The sequence below is a fragment of the Lysinibacillus sp. 2017 genome, from assembly GCF_003073375.1.
Classification (GTDB): domain Bacteria; phylum Bacillota; class Bacilli; order Bacillales_A; family Planococcaceae; genus Solibacillus.
On the sequence record NZ_CP029002.1, the window covers coordinates 2,071,953 to 2,092,365 of the forward strand.

22 protein-coding genes are annotated in these 20,413 nt (G+C 34.3%); 4 read left to right on the forward strand and 18 right to left on the reverse strand.

The window, feature by feature from the left end:
• Positions 1-349: 349 nt before the first annotated feature.
• Positions 350-547: a hypothetical protein gene (locus tag DCE79_RS09955; protein WP_108712909.1), complete on the forward strand. Its 198-nt coding sequence runs from the start codon at positions 350-352 to the stop codon at positions 545-547.
• Positions 548-645: 98 nt separating this feature from the next.
• On the opposite strand, the gene DCE79_RS09960 is transcribed toward DCE79_RS09955, so the two are convergent.
• Positions 646-1,026 (reverse strand): nuclear transport factor 2 family protein, encoded by a 381-nt coding sequence (locus tag DCE79_RS09960; protein ID WP_108712910.1) that lies wholly within the window; start codon positions 1,024-1,026, stop codon positions 646-648.
• Positions 1,027-1,091: 65 nt separating this feature from the next.
• Positions 1,092-1,976, reverse strand: a complete 885-nt coding sequence (locus tag DCE79_RS09965) for a LysR family transcriptional regulator (protein ID WP_108712911.1) — start codon at positions 1,974-1,976, stop codon at positions 1,092-1,094.
• Between the two features lie 59 nt (positions 1,977-2,035).
• Between DCE79_RS09965 and DCE79_RS09970 the strand changes: the two genes are divergently transcribed.
• On the forward strand, positions 2,036-2,842 hold the full coding sequence (locus DCE79_RS09970) for a sulfite exporter TauE/SafE family protein (RefSeq protein ID WP_234417236.1): 807 nt from the start codon (positions 2,036-2,038) through the stop codon (positions 2,840-2,842).
• A gap of 173 nt (positions 2,843-3,015) precedes the next feature.
• Positions 3,016-3,645, forward strand: coding sequence for a LysE family transporter (locus DCE79_RS09975; protein WP_108712913.1), 630 nt, complete (start codon positions 3,016-3,018; stop codon positions 3,643-3,645).
• Here DCE79_RS09975 and DCE79_RS09980 read toward each other — a convergent pair.
• The 6 genes from DCE79_RS09980 to DCE79_RS10000 all read right to left on the reverse strand — a co-directional run bounded on the left by DCE79_RS09980 (position 3,630) and on the right by DCE79_RS10000 (position 8,063).
• Positions 3,630-4,982: an amino acid permease gene (locus DCE79_RS09980; RefSeq protein ID WP_108712914.1), complete on the reverse strand. Its 1,353-nt coding sequence runs from the start codon at positions 4,980-4,982 to the stop codon at positions 3,630-3,632. The two genes, DCE79_RS09975 and DCE79_RS09980, sit on opposite strands and share 16 nt — an antisense overlap.
• A 515-nt stretch (positions 4,983-5,497) precedes the next feature.
• On the reverse strand, positions 5,498-5,734 hold the full coding sequence (locus DCE79_RS09985; protein ID WP_108712915.1) for a hypothetical protein: 237 nt from the start codon (positions 5,732-5,734) through the stop codon (positions 5,498-5,500).
• 232 nt (positions 5,735-5,966) lie between these two features.
• The gene (locus tag DCE79_RS09990; protein ID WP_159083089.1) at positions 5,967-6,575 is read right to left on the reverse strand and encodes a hypothetical protein; all 609 of its coding nucleotides are present in this window, start codon (positions 6,573-6,575) and stop codon (positions 5,967-5,969) included.
• Between the two features lie 349 nt (positions 6,576-6,924).
• Complete coding sequence (locus tag DCE79_RS18730; RefSeq protein WP_234417237.1) at positions 6,925-7,176, reverse strand: hypothetical protein; 252 nt, start codon at positions 7,174-7,176, stop codon at positions 6,925-6,927.
• On the reverse strand, positions 7,130-7,351 hold the full coding sequence (locus DCE79_RS18735) for an alkaline shock response membrane anchor protein AmaP (protein ID WP_234417238.1): 222 nt from the start codon (positions 7,349-7,351) through the stop codon (positions 7,130-7,132). The genes DCE79_RS18730 and DCE79_RS18735 overlap by 47 nt, the downstream gene beginning before the upstream one ends.
• 193 nt (positions 7,352-7,544) lie before the next feature.
• A complete protein-coding gene (locus DCE79_RS10000) occupies positions 7,545-8,063 on the reverse strand; it encodes a hypothetical protein (protein ID WP_369916813.1) in 519 nt (172 codons plus the stop codon).
• 294 nt (positions 8,064-8,357) lie between these two features.
• Here DCE79_RS10000 and DCE79_RS10005 point away from each other — a divergent pair, with 294 nt between their 5' ends.
• Positions 8,358-9,548, forward strand: a complete 1,191-nt coding sequence (locus tag DCE79_RS10005; RefSeq protein ID WP_108712918.1) for a transglutaminase-like domain-containing protein — start codon at positions 8,358-8,360, stop codon at positions 9,546-9,548.
• A gap of 224 nt (positions 9,549-9,772) precedes the next feature.
• Here DCE79_RS10005 and DCE79_RS10010 read toward each other — a convergent pair whose 3' ends face one another.
• The 10 genes from DCE79_RS10010 to istA form a co-directional block, all read right to left on the reverse strand.
• Complete coding sequence (locus tag DCE79_RS10010; protein WP_108712919.1) at positions 9,773-10,459, reverse strand: DUF6518 family protein; 687 nt, start codon at positions 10,457-10,459, stop codon at positions 9,773-9,775.
• A 327-nt stretch (positions 10,460-10,786) separates the two neighbouring features.
• Entirely contained in the window at positions 10,787-11,602 is an 816-nt protein-coding gene (locus DCE79_RS10015; RefSeq protein WP_108712920.1) for an alpha/beta fold hydrolase, read from the reverse strand.
• Between the two features lie 221 nt (positions 11,603-11,823).
• Positions 11,824-12,486, reverse strand: coding sequence for a hypothetical protein (locus tag DCE79_RS10020; RefSeq protein WP_108712921.1), 663 nt, complete (start codon positions 12,484-12,486; stop codon positions 11,824-11,826).
• Positions 12,487-12,895: 409 nt separating this feature from the next.
• Complete coding sequence (locus tag DCE79_RS10025; RefSeq protein ID WP_108712922.1) at positions 12,896-13,228, reverse strand: cupin domain-containing protein; 333 nt, start codon at positions 13,226-13,228, stop codon at positions 12,896-12,898.
• Positions 13,229-13,503: 275 nt separating this feature from the next.
• Complete coding sequence (locus tag DCE79_RS10030) at positions 13,504-14,628, reverse strand: DUF4179 domain-containing protein (RefSeq protein ID WP_108712923.1); 1,125 nt, start codon at positions 14,626-14,628, stop codon at positions 13,504-13,506.
• Positions 14,606-15,190 (reverse strand): RNA polymerase sigma factor, encoded by a 585-nt coding sequence (locus DCE79_RS10035; protein ID WP_108712924.1) that lies wholly within the window; start codon positions 15,188-15,190, stop codon positions 14,606-14,608. The genes DCE79_RS10030 and DCE79_RS10035 overlap by 23 nt, the downstream gene beginning before the upstream one ends.
• A 279-nt stretch (positions 15,191-15,469) precedes the next feature.
• Positions 15,470-16,930, reverse strand: coding sequence for an IS1182 family transposase (locus DCE79_RS10040; protein ID WP_108712925.1), 1,461 nt, complete (start codon positions 16,928-16,930; stop codon positions 15,470-15,472).
• Positions 16,931-17,302: 372 nt separating this feature from the next.
• The gene (locus tag DCE79_RS10050) at positions 17,303-17,830 is read right to left on the reverse strand and encodes a hypothetical protein (RefSeq protein WP_108712927.1); all 528 of its coding nucleotides are present in this window, start codon (positions 17,828-17,830) and stop codon (positions 17,303-17,305) included.
• 519 nt (positions 17,831-18,349) lie between these two features.
• On the reverse strand, positions 18,350-19,108 hold the full coding sequence (gene istB, locus DCE79_RS10055) for an IS21-like element helper ATPase IstB (RefSeq protein ID WP_108711591.1): 759 nt from the start codon (positions 19,106-19,108) through the stop codon (positions 18,350-18,352).
• On the reverse strand, positions 19,105-20,391 hold the full coding sequence (istA, locus tag DCE79_RS10060) for an IS21 family transposase (protein WP_108711590.1): 1,287 nt from the start codon (positions 20,389-20,391) through the stop codon (positions 19,105-19,107). The genes istB and istA overlap by 4 nt, the downstream gene beginning before the upstream one ends.
• Between the last annotated feature and the right edge of the window lie 22 nt (positions 20,392-20,413).

Below are 20,413 nucleotides of genomic sequence, written 5' to 3' on the forward strand. Positions count from 1 at the left end.
TAAAAAAACGAATACAAATAAAAGTGAAAGTAGATAAAAGTCAAGACCTAACACATCTCCTTCAAAAATCAAAAGGCTTAATGTGATTAATATCGATACAATTAATGGCAATAAAATTATCTTTGTCGTATTTTTTAGTTCCATTTATTTCACCTCACTAGTTATTATATTCCCGTTATAAATTAGAATATAATAACATTATAGTGAAAGTATTTCATTTCACCAAATTTACAATTTCAACACTAGTCTTTAACAGAGCCTACAAATTAAAAGGCGAATAAAAATATTTGTCGAATACTATAATGTAATCATCGATTTAATATGAATGAAAATAAGGGAGGTATTAATTTTGAAACACACATTAATTTTGTATACTTCTATTTGTCTCATGTTTTTTATTATACTAACCAACATTACACTTTTAAACGGTGAATGGGACGGAATTACGATGTTTTTATGTATGTCGATTTTTACTTTTTCCAGTGTGATTTATGGCTTTAGTAGAAAAGAAGAAAAGAAGGGTCATGTAAATGGTTCCAATGATTAATATAAGGGTAGGCAGATTTTATCCTACTCTTATATTTCGTTATGCTAAATCTATTTCACTATTAAATTTCCATTTGCAAAGCCCGTCCCCTACTCACTTTACTTCTGACTTTTAAGAACTTCACTTAATGTCAATGGTGTAATCGTGCCTTGATGGAAATATAATTGCCATCTTTCATCAATAAATTTCCATATTGAACTTCGATATGTATTACGATTGCGCGTTGTATCGACTATAAAATACGTAGCTAACACGACATCTTGTGCTAATGGGTAAATTTCATAGTTATGCAGGGACATCTCCGTCAAAACAACGCCCGTGTCTAAGCATTCTTTTTTATCAAACATATATCCTGAGCTACCAATTTCAAAGAATTCGTCTGCTAATAGTTCATCTAACTTTTCACGACTTACACGCACTTCAGGACTCGTGTGACTTACCTCTAATTTTTTTAACTGTTCCTTTAAATTATCATCCATACGATCGAAACCCCTTTAACTTTTATATTTTTAGTAATTGTACTATAAAATGGGATTTCTTATTATTAAAATTTGTCTGCCATACTCATTTTTAAAAATTGAATAAATGGGTGCTCCTCTGTATCTGCTTTTCTCGTACAAATATATAGATTTTGCTCAATTTCTACTCCCTCTACATAGACACGCGCTAACTTGCCATTTTCAATACTTTCAAGCACGCTTAAAGACGGTGCTAATGTCATACCGTAGCCTGCTTCGACAATTTTGATGGATTCTAATACCCCTTGAATTTCAACAGCCAGCTGCGGCAATGGACTATTATTCGCATAAAAAACGGCTTCTAGTAAATCGCGCGTCGAACTACCGCGTTCCCTATAGATAAAAGGCTCTTTCGTTATTTCCGTAATCGCTACCGTTTGATTTGCTAACGGATGCGACGCGTGGACCACAAACCAAAATGGGACACTAGAGACTTTCTCGAAAAGTAACTCCTCATGCCCGATATTGCTTTGTACAACAAACCCGAAATCTACTTCATAGTTTAGAACATGTTGTTCGACTGATTTGACATTGCCGAGTGAAACGAAAAATTCCACGTGCGGATTTTGAGATTTATAACTAGCAAGGATGGGCGGCAGTATATAATTCGTTGAAATATACGAAGATGCGATTTTCACCTTGTCGTCCTTTTTTAATAAGGACTGAAACTTGTCTTCTATTTGGGATTCTAATTGAAACAAACGCATTCCCTGCTCATATAAATATTGCCCTTCTTTTGTTAGCTGAATGCCGCGCCCTTTTCCTTCAAGTAGTTTCGCCCCCACTTCATTTTCCAAATTTCGAATTTGAATCGTTACTGCGGGTTGACTTAGTAATAATTCATTGGCAGCAGCAGTAATGCCACCCAGTCTTGCAACATGTGTAAAAATTCGAAGTGCATGTAAATTCATGTTTTCCACCTCACCTATAAATTAAATTTATGAATTACCAATTTATATATATTTGTTTTATGGATAGTATAGCAGTATTTTTAAATATAGAGGTGATTTGTTTGGAAAGCTTACTACTAGAGTGGTTATCGCTACATGGTTTACTTTTGTTTTGTATTGGTGTTGTCGCTGCTATTATTGGGATATTATTTGGTGCGGCAGGATTTGTGTTATTACCAGCGATGCTACTTGCAGGAATTCCAATACATGCAACGATTGCTGCGAATAAATTCGCTACTGGGATCTCGTCGTTATCTACGATTATCGGGTTTGTTTTAAGGAAGAAGGTTTCATTAAAAAAAATGCTACCATTGATGAGTGTGACTTGTATTGGTGGGATTTCTGGCGCATTTTTGACAACACGCTTGGCCGAGCAAACGATGAATATCGTGGCATGTATTGTGCTGATTTTCATGTTTTTCCTCGTTTTAAAAGGCAATAAGCACCTCGTTACAGAGAATGATGAGGGTAACGAACAAAAGACATCGATGATTTCCCCGTTTTTCATCGGGATTTATGATGGTGGTTTTGGTCCTGGGTCTGCGTTGATGAACATTACATACTTTTTAAAAAGGAAATACAGTTATATGAAGGCAGTCCAATTGACGCGCTTTATGATGTTCGCGAGTTGTATGGGGGCATTTACGTTTTATTATTTCTATGGAATCGTCAATTGGGGCATTGCCCTTCCCGTTGCGATTGGCTCGATCGTTGGCTCTCATATCGGCTTGAAGATTGTGCCCTATGTAAAAGGAAAATGGCTGCAAATGCTATTACCTATTATTTTTTTCATTCTCATTGTTCAGGTCGTTTGGGATTTATTTTAAATTATTCAAAAAAGAGCAGCCTCTGAGCTCATTTACTACAACAACTTTAGAAAATAAGGACCTGGGCAGCTATTAAGGCTGAGAAGGTCTTCAGTAGAATTCCCTTTTTATAGTTGTACGAGTCATCCTCTTTGAATAAGATGCATAGACATCATTTTAAGGAGGGCTATTTTTTGAATTCAATAGCTACTTACATTTTTTTAGGTGTATCTTTGGCTGCACCGATTGGTCCTGTCAACGCAGCACAGCTAGATACAGGGATTAAAAACGGTTTTTTTCATGCTTTTATCTTTGGAATTGGCGCTTTAACAGCTGATATCATTTATATGACTATGGTTTATTTCGGGATTGGCCAAATTATCGAATATCCTCTTGTAAAAATAATTCTTTGGTCCTTTGGTTGTTTTGTTCTTACATATTCCGGGATAGAGAATTTACTTTCTCTACATAAAATTGAGATTGCTTTAAAATCTGGGAAAAAAACAATTCGTCTAAGACATTCCTTATTATCAGGCTTTCTCATGTCACTGTTGAACCCACTTACGATTCTTTTTTGGCTTGGTATTTATGGTTCCATTCTTGCCGAGACAAATAAAGTAAGCACGGATAACCAAATAATTATTAATAGCCTGGCCGTCATCCTAGGAATTATTTTGTGGGATACAACCATGGCTACTATATCGAGTGGCGCCCGTAGGATATTATCAACTAAGTTCTTAAAAATCATTTCTGTCATCTCATCCTTTGCGATGATTGGGTTCGGTATATATTTTGGTATTCAGGCTTATCACGCGTTATTTTGAGGTTCTTCTTTCTTCCATTTTTTTCGCATAAAAAAGACTATACTCCCGATTACTGCCAGGAATACTAGACTGATAAAAAAGCCTGGACGACTTGTTTGGTGGAAGAGTGTTCCACTAACTGCTGAACCGACTAGTATCATTCCAATAATTCTTTTTACTTTATCTGAAGTGGTCGGTTCAATTAACCTGTGATACATGGCTAAAATAAAAAGCCAATTATAAAGAAGCATTAAGGCCGCAGCGGTCGTTATATATTCGTACACTTTATCAGGCAGTAACAAAGAGGTAACAATTGAAAGAACAAGTCCCGTTGATGTTAAAATAATTGCAGGTAGTGGCATTTTGAATTTCTTTTTCTTTTGTTGACTAAAAACTTTCGGAGCGTCCCCGTCTTCAGATATTGTTACAAGGATTGTGGTAACCGAAAAAAGGGATGCAGCCATCGTTGAAAACCCTGCAATAATAATGGCTGCAGTAAACACATGCGGGAAAAATTCGATATTATGGATACCTGATAAAGCCTCAACAAACGGGCTTTTGTTTTCTTTGAACTTATCGTATGGCTTCAGTAATAGCGCCAACGAAAGTGCGGTAACATAAATGATGCCAAGCAGGCCTAACATAACTTTACCCGATTTAGGCGCATGCTCCTTCTTTTTAAGATGGATGGTCATGATGCCCATTACTTCAATGCCAGCATGAGCATAAAAAGCGAATATAAGAGCGCTCCAAAATCCGATAAAACCATTCGGGAAAAATTCCTTTACAGTCCCGGGCATGTTAGAATTTGAATTTCCACCAATTACCCCTGTCAGCGCTAAAATCGCAATTACAATAAACATTAAAATTGCTGCAATTTTCATTACTGCAAATACGCTTTCTAATTTTCCAAATGCTTTTGCCCCGATAAAAAGAACAATGAGACCGAGAACTGCATAAATGGATGCGAATATCCACAACTTAACGTTAGGAAACCAAAACTTAGATAATAGCGAAATTGCAGTAAGCTGACTGCCAATAATTAATATCTCCGAACACCAGTACACCCAGCCACTGCTAAAACCGGCCCAACGCCCATACGCTTTTTTCGCATACGTCCGAAAAGACCCTTTCTGTGGATCTTTGACAGACATTTTAGCTAATGCTTCATACACGATATACGTTGCCGTTGCAGCCATTATAAAGGCTAGGATTATAGAAGAACCTGTCATTTTAATCGCAATACTGGATGCAAGGAAAAACCCTGTACCAATGATACAACCTACCCCAATAAGGGATAATTGCCACCATGCAAGGCTAGCTGTTTCTTCCTTGACATCCGACGTTTTTTTCCCCATTTCTACACCTCCACATGAAAATAGCCTTCCACAAAAAAGTGGATTTATGTGCGAATGTGATGATGAAACATTTTACCCAAGAACAAAAGCGCTAAAGCGTCCGTTTAGCCCCGAACAGCTTTGGAGTGCCCGACAAGAAAGTAAACGTTTCATCACGCATCAACGGAGGGGTCGAAAAGCTCGAGGGGCTGGCGCTTTAGCCTAGACGTGGGATATGCTTTATTTAAAAGTTATCCACACTGCGATGGATTTATAATTTCCTTAACAAGAAAAAGCACTTTCCTTATTTAAGGATAGCGCCTATGAATTGTGTAGCTTTAAAAGAAAGTTTGATCCTAAGCACATCCCAAACCCACATTTTACAATAAATAATAAAAACCCATTTTGACAAAAGATAGATCAAAATGGGTTTTTATACAGCAGATTTAAGTTTGGTTTTATAAAAAAGATTGATTGTTTCGGAAAGCGAATCTTTAACTAAAGAACCTGTTGAGTTGATATACTAGATACTTTATTCAGATTATTTTTTTTATTACCCGAACTAAATATTTTGCAACAAAGTATGATAAAGGAATACCTAGTAACATTGTAAGGTTGAACATAAAATAATTAAAAAGAAATAAATTTGACAAGTATGCACAGAATTTAAAGTATGGTATAAAAACTATTATCATTAATACTATAAAGCCCGCTTGTCTCATCATTAATTTATTTTCTTTAATCCTCAGTTCTTCCTTCCGTTTTTCATCCATAAAATAATTCCACCTTTTCATTCATAGTGTAATTCTCCTGTTTGATGATGGAACCAATGTTCACGTTTATACTAAACGTAATACTGTAGTTTTTTTCTTCAAGATGGCAAAAAATCTTCATAAAGGATAAATGATTTAACAAATTATTAAAAGTAATACGAAAAAAATAGTTAGATTTTTCGTATTACTCTAATATTTTATTGATAGAAACTCACCTTTAGGGCATTACCATTCATCTATGTTTCAGTTTTCGATATTTGGGATCATTTTCAAGGTTTAAATCTCTGTTAATAGCAATTACTTCTGTTCTCACAGAAATACTATCTCCAACGGAAAATCTACTCCTAATGTCACCAGCAAACTCCCAATAAACCTTTGAGGTTTTATTAGAGTCTGTTTTATCCGAGTAGTCAAAACCTAGACTTGTTGCTTGTTTATCAATGTCATAGTAAACATCTGTAATGGTATCATTTATAGTAATTGAATCTCCAGTATTAAAGCTTTTCATACTATAGACATATCCCTGTAGTTCTTCATCAAAGTGGTCATCCATCAAATCATTAATCGATAATATAGATTTTTTTGTTTTTAAATTTGAAATTGTATTATTCTCTTTAAAAACTTGCTGTTGAGGAAATTTTTCATTTTCCAACGCAAAAGGCTGCGGTTCACTAGCTGGTATACATTGAGGACATGGTGCATTATTTAAAAAGTAGAATACTGCTAGGTTCCACTTAATTGGATCATGGATATTATACATAACTGTGTAATCACCGGGTGCCATTCTGCCAGCTGAAATTCCTTCATTAGACTTAACGTTCCCACTTGCTACTCTTGTCATATTGGAATTTCTAACTATAGAAATTCCAATTGTTTTGGATAAAGAATTCCCTGGAGCCGCTTGACCCAGTGCCATAAAAGAATCATAAAAATTTTTATAATTTACTTTTGTCTCTGCCCATGAATCATTTTTGGTAAACTCTCTTGAACCTGTAGAGATTCCATATCCACCATCTATTACTACGTTATTTGCGGCTACATTGTAAGTAGCATTAGAGACTGAGTTAAAAATAGTAAAAACAGCCTCAAAATAAGTTCTCCAATTCTGGATAGATATTGTATCACTTTCATCGTCGACTTTAATAATAGTTTCCTCTATTAAAAGATCACAAATTGAAGAAGTTATTTAATTAGAAATCTTTATGCCATTCATCATCTAAAATTACACCTTTTTCATCGATATAATCCATAGCAAACGTGCCGTGTTTTAATTTATCTTCGCTTTTTAAAGAAGCAATTAATTCATTTAAGATTTTTTCGTCATCAGCGCTCTTTTTACGAGGGACAGTAATACGGATAATTGGTGCAACATCAAACTCTTTATAACTTTTAGGTTTAAGAGGATCGATAAAAGTTCCCCATATTATCATACAAAGTGTCATATATCTCGAAATTATCATTAAAATTATCCTCTAAATATTGTTCAGCTTGAATTCTGACTTCCTCTTCTTTATCTTTATCGGGTTTCATTTCTAATAGAAAGGCAACTACAATTCCTCCAATTCCTAATAATATGACACCTAAAATGCTAAGCATGATTTTAAGAAATATTTTCAAAACATCTCCTCCCTCATTCAATAATTTACCATAAAATTCTACATAGTCTCATACTCGATTGTTGGGGAGAAAAGTAAAATCAGCATATATTTCAACAGTAAAATAGCTATGCAATAAACAAGTATTCCTGCTTCTACTCAAAGGTACGGATTGTTTAAGAACAATGCATAAAATGCGATTAAGATATTTAGCACTAAGATGCCTTAGAACCTTTTAGTTCACCGGTTGACTTAAATTTACCCTCAATAAACTTTAACGTTACAACGGCATCTGAAGTTGGGTTGTTATAACTGTAAATTTCTAAAACCTCAGATTCAGCAACGAGTGCACCTTTACCACCAAGAATCTCAAATACGCTTTCTTTTGTCATACCTTTTTCAAGTTTATTTAATTGCTCATGGTTTATTTCAATTTCAGATGTTTCTAATCCGATTTGTGCTTTATAACTTAGTTTATCACCCACGAACGTCATTTCAGAAACCGACGAGTCGCCATCTGTTTCAAATTTATATATAACGGTATTATCCGAATCACCATCAGTGCCACTTTCAGCAACTACTGTTCCCTTTGACCCAATGATATTAAATACCTCTTCGGGTGTCATACCAAATTGAATTTGTTTATACTCTTTTTCAGTTACTTTACCATCTTCATTAACACCTAATAATAATGTTTCTTTGTTTGATGCTTCCTCAATTGGTATTTCAGCAATCTATTTTTCATCCTTTTGTGATTCTTCATTGGTTGTTTTTTCACTACATCCTACTAATCCAAGACTTATAACTAATACTGTGCTAAATACCAATTTTTTCAATAAAATCCAACCCCCTTATATTTCCATTTTAATAGATTGAGAATTAAATGTACATTTTCCCTCCCCACTGAAACTTATCTTATTAACAACCGTACATTATTATAGAAGGTAAAATTCAGAATAATGGATAATTTCAAAAAAATCCATTTTCACTTCTGATACTAACCGATTCTATACTAACAGGAGGCGAATATGAGCAACCGAGTGAACATAGCATATTCATACCATAACTTAAATAAAGGCAAAACAAAGATTTGGACAACACTTCCTATGGATCATCCTGATACAAGTGCTTCACATCAGGCCGAAAATAAATATGTTGATGATGGTCAAAATACTGTGTTTACGTTAACCTTAAATGAAAATGAATTGTTTACCATCCATTATGCCATCGATACACAAAAGCCATGTAACAAAACGCAGCTTTCTGAAATAGAGAAAGCCTACTATTTGCGAAGTGGCACATTAATTGTAGTTGATTCAAAAATGAAAGACTTAGCGCTTCAAATCACAGCTCAGGCTGACACCGTTACTGAGAAAGCTAAGGAAATCTTTTATTATTTAGTGAATGAATACAAATATGTTTACCCACCTAAAAGTAGAGGCACCCTATCATTTTTACAGACGAAACAAGGTGACTGTGGGGAGTATTCATTCTTATTTACTTCACTTTGTCGTTCACTCGGTATTCCTTGTAGAACCGTTGTCGGCACGTGGGCGAATGGAAAAGTGAATGCACATGTATGGAATGAGTTTTTTGTAGAAAATGTTGGTTGGATTCCGGTGGATTGTAGTGTAGCTTATATGCAAAAAAAGAAAAAATTCCATTTTTTATTTAGCAATGTCCGCACGTTAAAATGGACTCGCTATTTTGGTGAACTAGAAGGGCAACGTGTTATCTTCTCCTATGATGCGGAAATTGCCCTTCCAACATTTCATAATACGGACAGAGATGTTTTACAACAAGCAATCTTTCCACCAATTGTACCTTTTCAGGTGAAAGACAGTCCTTTTTATTGGGGTTATGAATCGGTTGATGGGCATGCGCCTTATATCCAGCCAATTTATCTACAATTTGCAGAAGAAAATTTAACTGTACCTTCGAAAAAGGAAGCTGCTAAATACTTAGGACAGTGGAGAATCATTGAAACGGGCAGCCAGCGATTCTTTTATACCTTAAAAAGCATTTCATTTTCTGTATTTATGATTGGCTTCGTATTAAGCTTAATTCTTAAAGATCCGTTATTTAGTGTGATTTCTGGGATAGCGATAGTTCTAACTTGTATCTCATTTATTGCTCGGAAAGAAAGAATAATATTATTCAGCGTTTTTGCCTTATATTTTATGCTATTCCTAAGCTCCAATGTTATGAAACTAAGTTAAACGTGATATTGAGAAGATAAACGAGTATACAATTATGGCAGCTAAGACTTATAAACTATCTTGGCTGCTTTTTACAATTAGGTTACCAAAAGACGCTTTTAACCTCTATTCAATTGAATAAAGCGTTTGATTTTAGCTGCTTAGGTCCAGTATGTTCCCTTCTTTGCTTCAATCAACGAAGCTGGAAGACGGTATCGATTAAAATATCATATAGATTCTAATAATTAAATTATTATGGCCACTAATGCAGAAAACACAATTATAGAAAAAGGAATAATATATAGACATTGTTTTCTTCTTTTAGGAACAAGAAATAAAATAATAATTATCAATAAAGAATATGTTATTTCAGTACCTAGCATATAAAAATAATCTCCATCACTTACCATAATATCTTCGTACTGCCTAAATTTTTCATAATACTCTACCGTAGAAAGGTAGATTTTATATCCATCAAATGAAATTACAGATATAGGTAATGCTATTAGAATACTGGAAATGAAATTATCAGCATGAGAAAACCACAGTATATAGGCTGGAAGTGTTGATAGTAATGCAACGATGCACCAAAAAATAATATATTTTAATGGAAAAAGTCCAAGAACTAATATTGAATATATATAATACGAAAATAGCATTGAAATAAGGAATATAAAAACACGTGTTGCGGCTAATTTAGGCGTGTATGAATATACAGCCACCAAAGTAGAAATGAATATCCATATCCCCCAGTTACTACCTATAAATGACAAAATTGAAATTTCGTTGGGAATTATAGGTGAATCTAGTATTTTAGCAACGAAACCCAATATAAATCCGAAAATCAATGAAAATAAAACAGAAAATGCTATTTCCTTTTTGCTTACATTAATATTAGTACGTGTATTATTGGATTTTAAAAATATACTCATAATTGACCTCCATAACTACTTTATTCTTGTTTTCACAATTCCAAAGGCAATCCTTCTTAAAGTTCAACGTCTTAAATTAGGAGGTAAAAATGTAAGTATATGTTACAGATAGTCATGGGAATTTTTATTTTAGCTATATCAACATATTACTCTTAAAGTAAAGAATTCTTATATGATTCAAAAAAATAGAATGTATGAATAACTGCCTATTCATACATTTACATACAAAATAATGTTCCCAAATAAAAGTTTTGGAAAAACGAAAAAGGCAGGAGCATTGTTAAATCAACGTTTTCCGATTGCTGAACAAGCTCCTTACTAGCTAGTTTATAGTAATTCCTCTGTTCTATCTAACCATTCATTTACTAAAGAACTAAAAAGTTGAGGTTGCTCAATTTGTAAATTGTGACCTGCGATATCCAATATTGCAAATGACCCTCTTGGATAGTATTCCATTATGTTTAATGCATCTTTGTATCCAACAGAAGAATCTTGTCTGCCTAAAAGAAATAAACTAGGTCTGGTAAAAATAGACTGATTAACTTTAAATGAAAATTCATAGTTCTTCTTAACCTTTACCAAAAGTAGTTCATCTGCAATTTTACATCCAGATAAAATTTCTTTGTTATAACGTAACCAATTATACTCATCCAGTATAACTTGATTGCTACTAAAAACGGCTAAATCTTCTTTTGATAGTTTTTCTATAAATTCTCCGTCTCTTCTAAAAATTCTATGATTCTCAACCGTTCTATCGTCTAGCTGTGGAATAATAACAGGGCAAATAAATGCAGCTCCAAGTATTCGTTCTTTTTGCTTTTCAATAAGTCCACTTGCTATATAGCCACCATAAGATTCTCCTGCAATTATGTATTCTTGATTAGGAAGTACAGCTTCGATAAAATCAGTAAGCGCGTTTAACATATCATCTGAACTACTAATTTCGTTATAATTCTTTGTTAACCCCATTCCAGGTAAGTCAATATAAATCCTCCGCCATCCATCCCTTAAAGTAAATATTGGCTCCATACAACCACTCATTATTCTATGATCAAGAGTAAATCCGTGTATTAATAAAATTGGTTTACCTTCACCTATATCTTCATAATAAATCTCTGCCTTACGAACTTTGCAATACGACACTTCTTCCCCCTCTTTCTAAACAACGATTCTTATCTGTTAGAATCTTCAAATTAATCTTATCATAAATTTCTACTCTTATATTTTTTTATTCCACAATATAGCCCTTAAAAGACTCTTTCCTTTTAAAAAAAAGTGCCAGATTGTTGAAGATCATTATTTTCCTAGGCATTATTTATATTTCGTGTAGATTATATTAAACGCTTCTAATTAGGCTGGAATTCCTACTTTTCCATTTCCAATTGTTTAGTTATGTACGAAACTAATGTGTCCAATGGGTTTATGATTGACGTAGATGTCATATACTCAACTTCCTTAGCAGCATCAACCATTGATAATTGGGCAACTGAAATCACTTTGTTTTTCTGAATAGCAGCAGTTATAAAACTTATTAGTTTATTGTTATATTCTTTTTTTAAACCTTGCATAATTAATTCAAACGTGCCATTAATGGTAATCGCCTCTACATCTACTGACTTTTTCTGCTGTTTAGCATACTGATTAAGACGTTCAATACTTCCCTTAACTGTCGCAGGGTTTGTAAATAAAAGCATTTGGGGCTGTTCTATGTTACAAATGTGTTCAAAAAAAGGTTCATCAATTTTGAAGATTGGAATAGATATTGATAATTTTTCTTCTTGTAATATGGCAATATAATTCGTACACGTAATGAGAATCCCATCGACATTTGACTTTGAAATCCACTCTATTTGTTCGTTCACTTTATTTTGAGCATCGAGGACATGAAAATTCTTATCCGATGTCACTCGATACATTAAAGCAGGGTCTACAAAATGTACGCATTCAATATCGTATGGTAAAAGTGCTTTTTCGATATATTCAATATTTGAGTAGTGGGCGTGGAGACAACCTAATCTTTTTTTCACTTTAAATCCACCCTATTTTTTCTGATAATTCTACCACTATTTCCAAAATGAAACATCTATGTAGATATGAGAAAAAATATAAGGACTTTTTTATTCTTTAAAAATACTAAGGAAAATGCAACAAATGCGGCATTTGGAAACATTGCATAAAATGTTTTATTCAACAATTTGGCCCTATTCATGAAGAAGGACGCTCTCCTATTAAAGAAAAGCGCCCGTTTGTTGAAGTTCGCTTTTTAAATAAAGCCACTAAAGGAAACCCCAAGAAATGTTGTTTTCATAGCATTTCTTGGGGTTTTGTGTCTTCCCAAATTTTTATTTAGAAACTTTAATTTGTATATTTTATAAATTATTTTTGCGCGCGCTATAACACTTTATTGAAGAGATACGCTGAATATTGTCTAATTAGCTATCCATTTATATCATTACTGGTTCTTTCAAAACACAAATTAACTGTCCGTTCATTTGAACGAGTTCGATGCATTGTATTAGCTGGAACAGTAAATATTTCACCTGGTTTAAGAGATACTGTCTCATTGTTTTCTATATCGATAAATAGTTCTCCTTCCAACACATAAAATAATTCATCACAATCCTCGTGTTTATGCCAGTGGAATTCCCCATTAATAACAGCTATTCTAAGAGCGTGGTCATTAACTTCACTTACGATAAAATTAATATAATCAGTTTGATCTTGGATTAATTTCTCTAAGTTAATAACATCTAATTGACCTTTTTTCATTGTTTCCCCCCAATAGTGGATTATTAGCCTTAATTGATTCATTACACATTACTATTATAAATTAACATAATTATCCATATTTGTATTGAATTTATGTTATTGTTATTCAAGAAAATGGCCCTTTATCTGAAGAAGGAACAATCCCTTTTCAAGTTAATCCACACGCTTATAAATCTAACGGGGCAATACTTGGTACTTATTATTTTGAGGTAAAAAGATAGTTTGAAGTACTAGATAGTAAAGAAAGTGAGCTCTGCCGCACTTTCTTTACTATTTTATTCTTTTGAGTTAATTGGTATTGTTATTTCTAGCTCAGGAATGTATTGAATCTTCGGGTCGCCGTTTTCATCCAGTTGGTATGATCCCTCACCGTCATAAAGATGAATATACGGTTTGATTGTAATAGCTTTTGGTAAGGTTTCAAATGGATGAACCCGTAAATCCATGATCAAATCGCTAGTTCCTTTATTCGTCTCACGGCGGCCATTGCCATGAACTAGTCTTGGTTCACGCCCTTGTTCATCAAAAACTGCGATATTAATTCCACTCCGGAAATCTACAGAAGTTGATTTATCAAGCAAGGCTATTCTTGTCGTAATACTAGTTGTAATGGGCGTTAGAATAATTTGTTCAATAGTAAGCTGATTATTTTTGTGTTTTCTACTTATATTAGGTTGTAGGTTTACATAGTTTCCAATATCACTCACTGGAATATCTATTTTAAACGGTTCAGAAATCCCAGTTATTGTAGTGGATAATGTCAAATCAAACTGTTTTGGGAAAGGACTTCCACCTTGATTCTTCAAATCTGAAAATTCTAAAATTACGGAATTATTATCCTTACTTGGTTGTAAAAAAAGACCACTAAAATTAGTGTGATCCAATGGTTCACCATTTAGTAAAAACTCAATCTTACTTATTTGTTCTGATAAACTTTCTTTTGAATTTTCACCCTCTATATGGTGGCGTTCAATCCCAATTGCAACACGTGTACCGTCATACACTACTTCTGTTACATTTAATGTAAAGCCTTCATGCGTAACACTTGAATTCAATTTTGTTGAGAGTCCCTTTTCATCTGCGGCGTGTAGACCAAGATCCCTTGTAAATTTAAAAACAGATGATAATAAAGGCACTTCTTTCATCGTCGCCGCCATCGTTGGCGATATTAACCCCATAACAATAGTCAAACTAAAAATCATTGCTGCAGAGGCGGTAATTATCATCAGCTTTTGACGTATTTTCATATGAGTTCTAAAACTTTCTCGTTGCTTTGTGTTACGTTTACTTTCATATTTGTTCATAGTACGATCAACTAAATCAACTTCAATAGGTGTTTCTCGAATAAGTCTTTCTATCTGAGCTAACTCCTTATCTTCAAGTTTTGAACGAGTGTCCATAAATATCCTCTCCTAACTTATTTTCCTTCACCAATTTTTTACGTAGTCGTTCATACTTTTTTCGTACAGTAGTTGTCTTAAGTCCCATAATAGAAGCAATCTCATCAAAACTATATTCCTCTATAGATCGAAGAAGCAGAATCCTTTTTTCGTCCATATTTAATTTTTCTAATAACTCGTGAATGATGTTGTCATAGCTAGACTCTTGTATATGAGTCTGATTTGTATGATCCTTCGTAAAACCTGTCCAAAATTTATATCCTTTATTTTTCTTTTTTATTAAGTCAATACAATGATGATGAGCAATTTTATAAAGCCATCCTGAGAAAGAAGTATTATAAGAAAATTTATTAATATTCTCTAATCCCTTTATAAAAATATCTTGTGAAGCATCCTCAGCATCTTCTTTGCTGCCTAGCAAATAGTAACAATAAATATAGATGGGCTTTTGAAAGCAACAAATTATTTCTGTATAGGCATGGATATCACCTGTTTTAACTTGTTCCACGATGGATTTTATATTTAGATTGGAATTTTCCTTGGATTTATTCAGTACAGTCAAAGTGGTTCCCTCCTTTCTAACATATATAACTGAAATCAATGGGCATTTGTGACACTATGAAAAAATATTTTTAGATATAAACTATTCATTTCGATAAAGCACAAACCTTCCAAAACAGTGGTTTGGGGATCTACTGTTCATAAGCAGCAAAATAACCCCTATTCAATTGAGAGGGCACTGAAAAACTTACGTTTTTTATGACGAATTAATTTTTCAAACAAAAATAAGGCACTTTCCATTCGAAAACGAATAGAAAGTGCCTTATTCTTTGCCTACTTCTTACTCTTTTTCATTTAGCAGTTTCAATATTCGTTTAAGATTCACTGCGAATATCGTTGTGGCTCCTTGAATTTGCATGCCAAATAAACCCGCAGATTTGGCTGTTTTATAGCCATGTGGATTTTTTAACTCACTATTTTTCGCTTCGATTTTATAACGATTTTTCGCCAGCATTTTAAATGCATCTGTTTCTTGGAAAATCGATTGTTCTTCATGTTCCGTTGATTTAATGGTCACACTATAGGTTTTACTTTTTGCCTCGTTCCTATAACAGCCCTCACGCATCGGGCAAACTTTACATTTTTCAATATCAAAGTAGTAGGACATTTTCGGATTTTTATTCTTATTTTTATTCGTAGAAAGTGTCTTTCGAATAGCTAGATGCCCAGCTGGACAGACAAACATCCCGGCATCTTTATTGTAATCAAATTCAATTTTTCGTTGTCCGCTACCGTTTGTAATGACTGAATTTAACTTTGAAATTAATTGGAGCTCTTTTGATTTGGCATAGTGTAAGTTATCTTTCGCAGAATAAGCGGCGTCACCAATCACTGCTTCAATTTCCATACCTGCTTCTTTACTTTTTTCAACTAGTTCTTGAAGATAATGACCATCACTTTTTTCACCTGTCGTCACAACCGCTGCTGTAATAATTCGTTCATCACTCATCGCAATATGCGTTTTAAAACCAAAGAAAGAAGAATCGGCTGACTTATGCCCTACGCGTGCATCCGGATCATTCGAATAGCTTAACTGGTTCTCATAATCATCAATTACTTCTTTTAAAACATTTAACTTTTCTTTTACAGCCGGGATTTGTGCAACCTTTGATTGTGTTTCTACCACTTCCACTACTTGACGACAGTAGTCTAATTCTTCTGCGACTTCATTCGATGTAGGTTTCGCTGGAAATTTCCCAACCATTTCTTCATTCAATTGATACACAGCTTTTCGCAAATTTTTCGACTTTTCTTGTAAAAATTCTTTTGGCGATTTTTGATTATAACGAGCCTTTGTATGAGTAGCGTCAACGATGACCATTTTACTGAGTAGTAGCCCTTTTTCTAAGGCAATTTCAACGGTTTTCTGAATCAGTAAATCTAATAGATTCATATCTTGAAGACGAAGTCGACGGAATTTTGTCAACGAACTTGAATCAATGACATCCTCTTCTGGGGTCATGTCTAAAAAATATTTAAAGGACATGTCGTATTTCGAACGCTCGACAAGGTCGGCATCCGATAGGTCGTGAATCGCTTTTAATAGTAAATATTTAAACATGCGAATCGGTGGAATTGCGTTACGGCCATTATCTAAACAGTATTTTGACTGAAGTTCTTCTAGGATAAATGAAAAATCTACGAGCTCATTGATTCGGCGAAGCATATTGTCTTTTGGAATGATTAAATCGTACAACGCCATATAAGGGCTTAAATTCAACGTTTCTTGTTTAGAAATCATGGTCGCACCACCTTTTATTAGTCCTTTTATTATACAAGAAATCTGAAAGGTTGTAAGAAGAGGAAAGCTATTTTTCTGATGAAAGTGGTTCTAGTTGATTGGAATGGAGGCGGCGACTTCTGCGGGAACAGCACGAGCGGAAGCACCCGGACTGAGCATAGCGAGGGAGAAGGCTGGAGCCGTGCCCGCGAAACGCGTCCGCCGAAATGGAAATCAACGGCATCGAAGAAAAAGAGCGTCATGGAACGAATTTTCGTTCCATGACGCTCTACCTATAATTGAATGACTTTTTCAGTGCCCTCTCAATTGAATGGGGGTTGTTGGTTCCCTAACTTTGGTTTGGAAACGTTATTTTGTATGTATTTGTATAACTTAAATAAATGTATCAATCGAACCTGACGTTGGTTTTACTTGCTGCTGTGCTTCTGCTTTTAATGCACGCCACGCTTCTGTATAAATTGCATCAAATGCACTTTCACGACGCTGTTCATCTTTTGTACCAATTGCGTGCCAACCGTTATGAGGCGAATAGGTAGACGTAAGATTTCCCTTTGCGTCCTTTACCTCTAAATAACTGACTTTACCACGCTGTAAGGCTGGTATTTGTCTTATCATTTGTGCGATTGAACCTTTACGGTCAGGTGATACGACAGAAACAAAGCTGTTCTTTAATACCATATAAGAAGAATTGTTATGACCACCAAACTTACCATTTTCAAAATCCTTTTTAGCCTGTGCAATAATTGCTTCTTTATATTTTTCTTCACTCATCGCTGGAGTTAATTTTGTCGGAATACCTGTTGCACCATTAAATTTAGGCACAGGCATTTGTACTTTCTTATCTGATATTTCCACACCCAGTAATTTTAATGTTATTTCATCAATGCCTACTGACCTCATTTCAAACATCCCCTTTTGAAATTCGTATTATGTTATATTATCGGCTAATAAAACTTACAGTTAATTGGTAAAAAATTAATTATTATATTCCTAGCAAGAGCATAATTTTTCAAACAATCATACTGCACTCTGGATTATTCTTTAGCTTTTTTTATATTTCTACCTGTTCATATTTGTGAACATAATCTTCTGGTAAAAGAAGTCTTCCGTTTTCATCCATTCTATAGTTGTTTCAGTACTAAAATTAATCTCATTTAATGATAACCTAATTTTTGGAATTTGGATTCTGGCACTTTCATTATATTTTTGTGTTGAACTGCCCCTAATGTATTTAATTGTGTTGTTTGAATTTTTCCAATCACTTATAACACCCCTTTATTAAATACTACTATTAACTCGTATATCGGCAGTATTGTTTGTGTTATTAAAAGAAAAAAATATTCCCGAAGCGGAGTGGGAATCTAATTACAAATGTCAATTAATCTATGTACAAAAACGCTCACTTAACTGTGTATAAAATTACTCACTTTCTGGAGCTAAATGGTTTTTCAAACGATAAGAATTACCGATGATTGTTACAACCGTTGCGTGATGTAAAATGCGATCTAAAATCGCATTGGCTAACTTAGGCTCCTGAAACACTTCGTCCCAAGATTTAAAGTTAGCGTTTGTTGTAAAGATTGTGCTTCGTTTTTCATAACGCATATCGATTAACTGGAAGAAGAGTTTTGCATCCTCCGGATCAATGGGTAAATAACCAATTTCATCGATAATAAGTAACCTATATTTTGTGTAATGCTTCAAGCGGCTCTCTAGACGATTCTCTAGGCGAGCCCTTTTTAAGTTCTGAATCAAATCATGACATTTTATAAAATACGTACTTGTACGTTTTTTTGCAGCCGCAATCCCGATAGCGGAGGCTAAATGGGTCTTACCCACACCACTAGGGCCTAAAAATACGATGTTTTCATTACTCTCAATAAAACGTAATGTAAGAAAATCATGAATCTGTTGCGGGTTGATTGACGGTTGGAAGTCGAAATCATAGTCCTTTATCTCTTTTAGATTTGGGAAGGCACCCACTTTTACCATCGCATGAATCATATTGTGTTCACGTAAATCAATTTCATAATTTGTTAATTTAATCAACGTATCGATAAATGACATTTGATTGTGGATGCCGAAGTCCACGACTTCATCTAAATGTGTAACCATTTGTTTTAATTTTAAATACTCTAAGTTCTTCAAAAGTTGCTGATAATTTGTTTGCTGTATCATGTGTCATACACCTCTCCAATAGCTTTTAGATTGTTTTTCGCTAAAGTATCAATGTCTGGATAACGAGGTGCAGAAATTTGCAAGGTTTCTTTATAATCTGAAGGACGAATATTTAATTTTCGATTCGATATAAGATGCTGTGCAATACACTCCATGTTATAATAAATCCATAATTGATCATCATGTATTTGTATCCCAACTTTTTGGCCAATGTACTTAGTGGGGACTGAATACTGGTTGGCTTTGTAGGAGACCATACTTGATGTGTTTACTTGTACAAGCTGATGCTTGATACGGTAAGAGTTCCTTATCTTTTCTGCGGGTAGCGGAAGTAGGGAGCTCTTTTCTTTTTCTAAAGCAAATACGGGTATTTTGCCTGACCCTTGATGGAAAGATTGATTCAATCGATTCATTAACTTTTCAATGAAATGATAGAGCTCTTCTAAGGTCAATTGACCTTGATATGCATGGATTTCATCAATAAATTTCATCTGTGTTTCTACTTTACCTTTTGTACGAGGACGCCGTGCTATACATGGTCGTACCTTAAAGTCAAAATCCTTCGCAAAAGCGGCGAACCTGCTATTTATTTTTCCTGAACACTGTTCTGTTCGTGCCACATCCATAATTGTTTTTGGGTTATCAGTTACGATCTCTTTTGGAACACCCCCAATTTTTTCGAATGCTTCGGTTAAAAATGAGAACAAAACATCTTGTGTTTTACTCAATGTCAGAGTAAATATACGGAATCTTGAATACCCTAGAACCAGCGCACCTACGTTTACCTCTACTTTTTCACCATCACTTGTCTCAAAAGGAATGCTTTCCTTCCAATCAAACTGTGCCTGTTGACCTGGTGGTGTTTCAAATCTTGTCGTACCTTTCGGTGAGGGAATACGCATTTGATCTGTAAAATAAGCTGCGAATTCGGGTGTCTTTGCGATATAGCGACGGAATGTAGAAGCACCACATTCTAAACCGTGATTGTCTTTTAAATATTGCCAAAGTATACGGCGGTAATAAAACACCTGCTTTGAATCCTCCGACAGTAGTGCAGCGATTACCTCATAATAATCATCTAAAATAGATGCCTTTTCTTTTGTTTCTTTTGGTGTAAATCCATTTAGGTACTTATCAACTGTACGTCGATCCACACCCATTTCTCTAGCCAACTGGCTTTTGTTAATTTTCATTTTTAAATTCTCCATTAACTGTTTGAATTTTGGTAAGTCTGAAAGACTATTAATTTCAAAATTCGTTTGAACATCTAGCGTTATGTACATACTAATCACCTCATGATTAGTA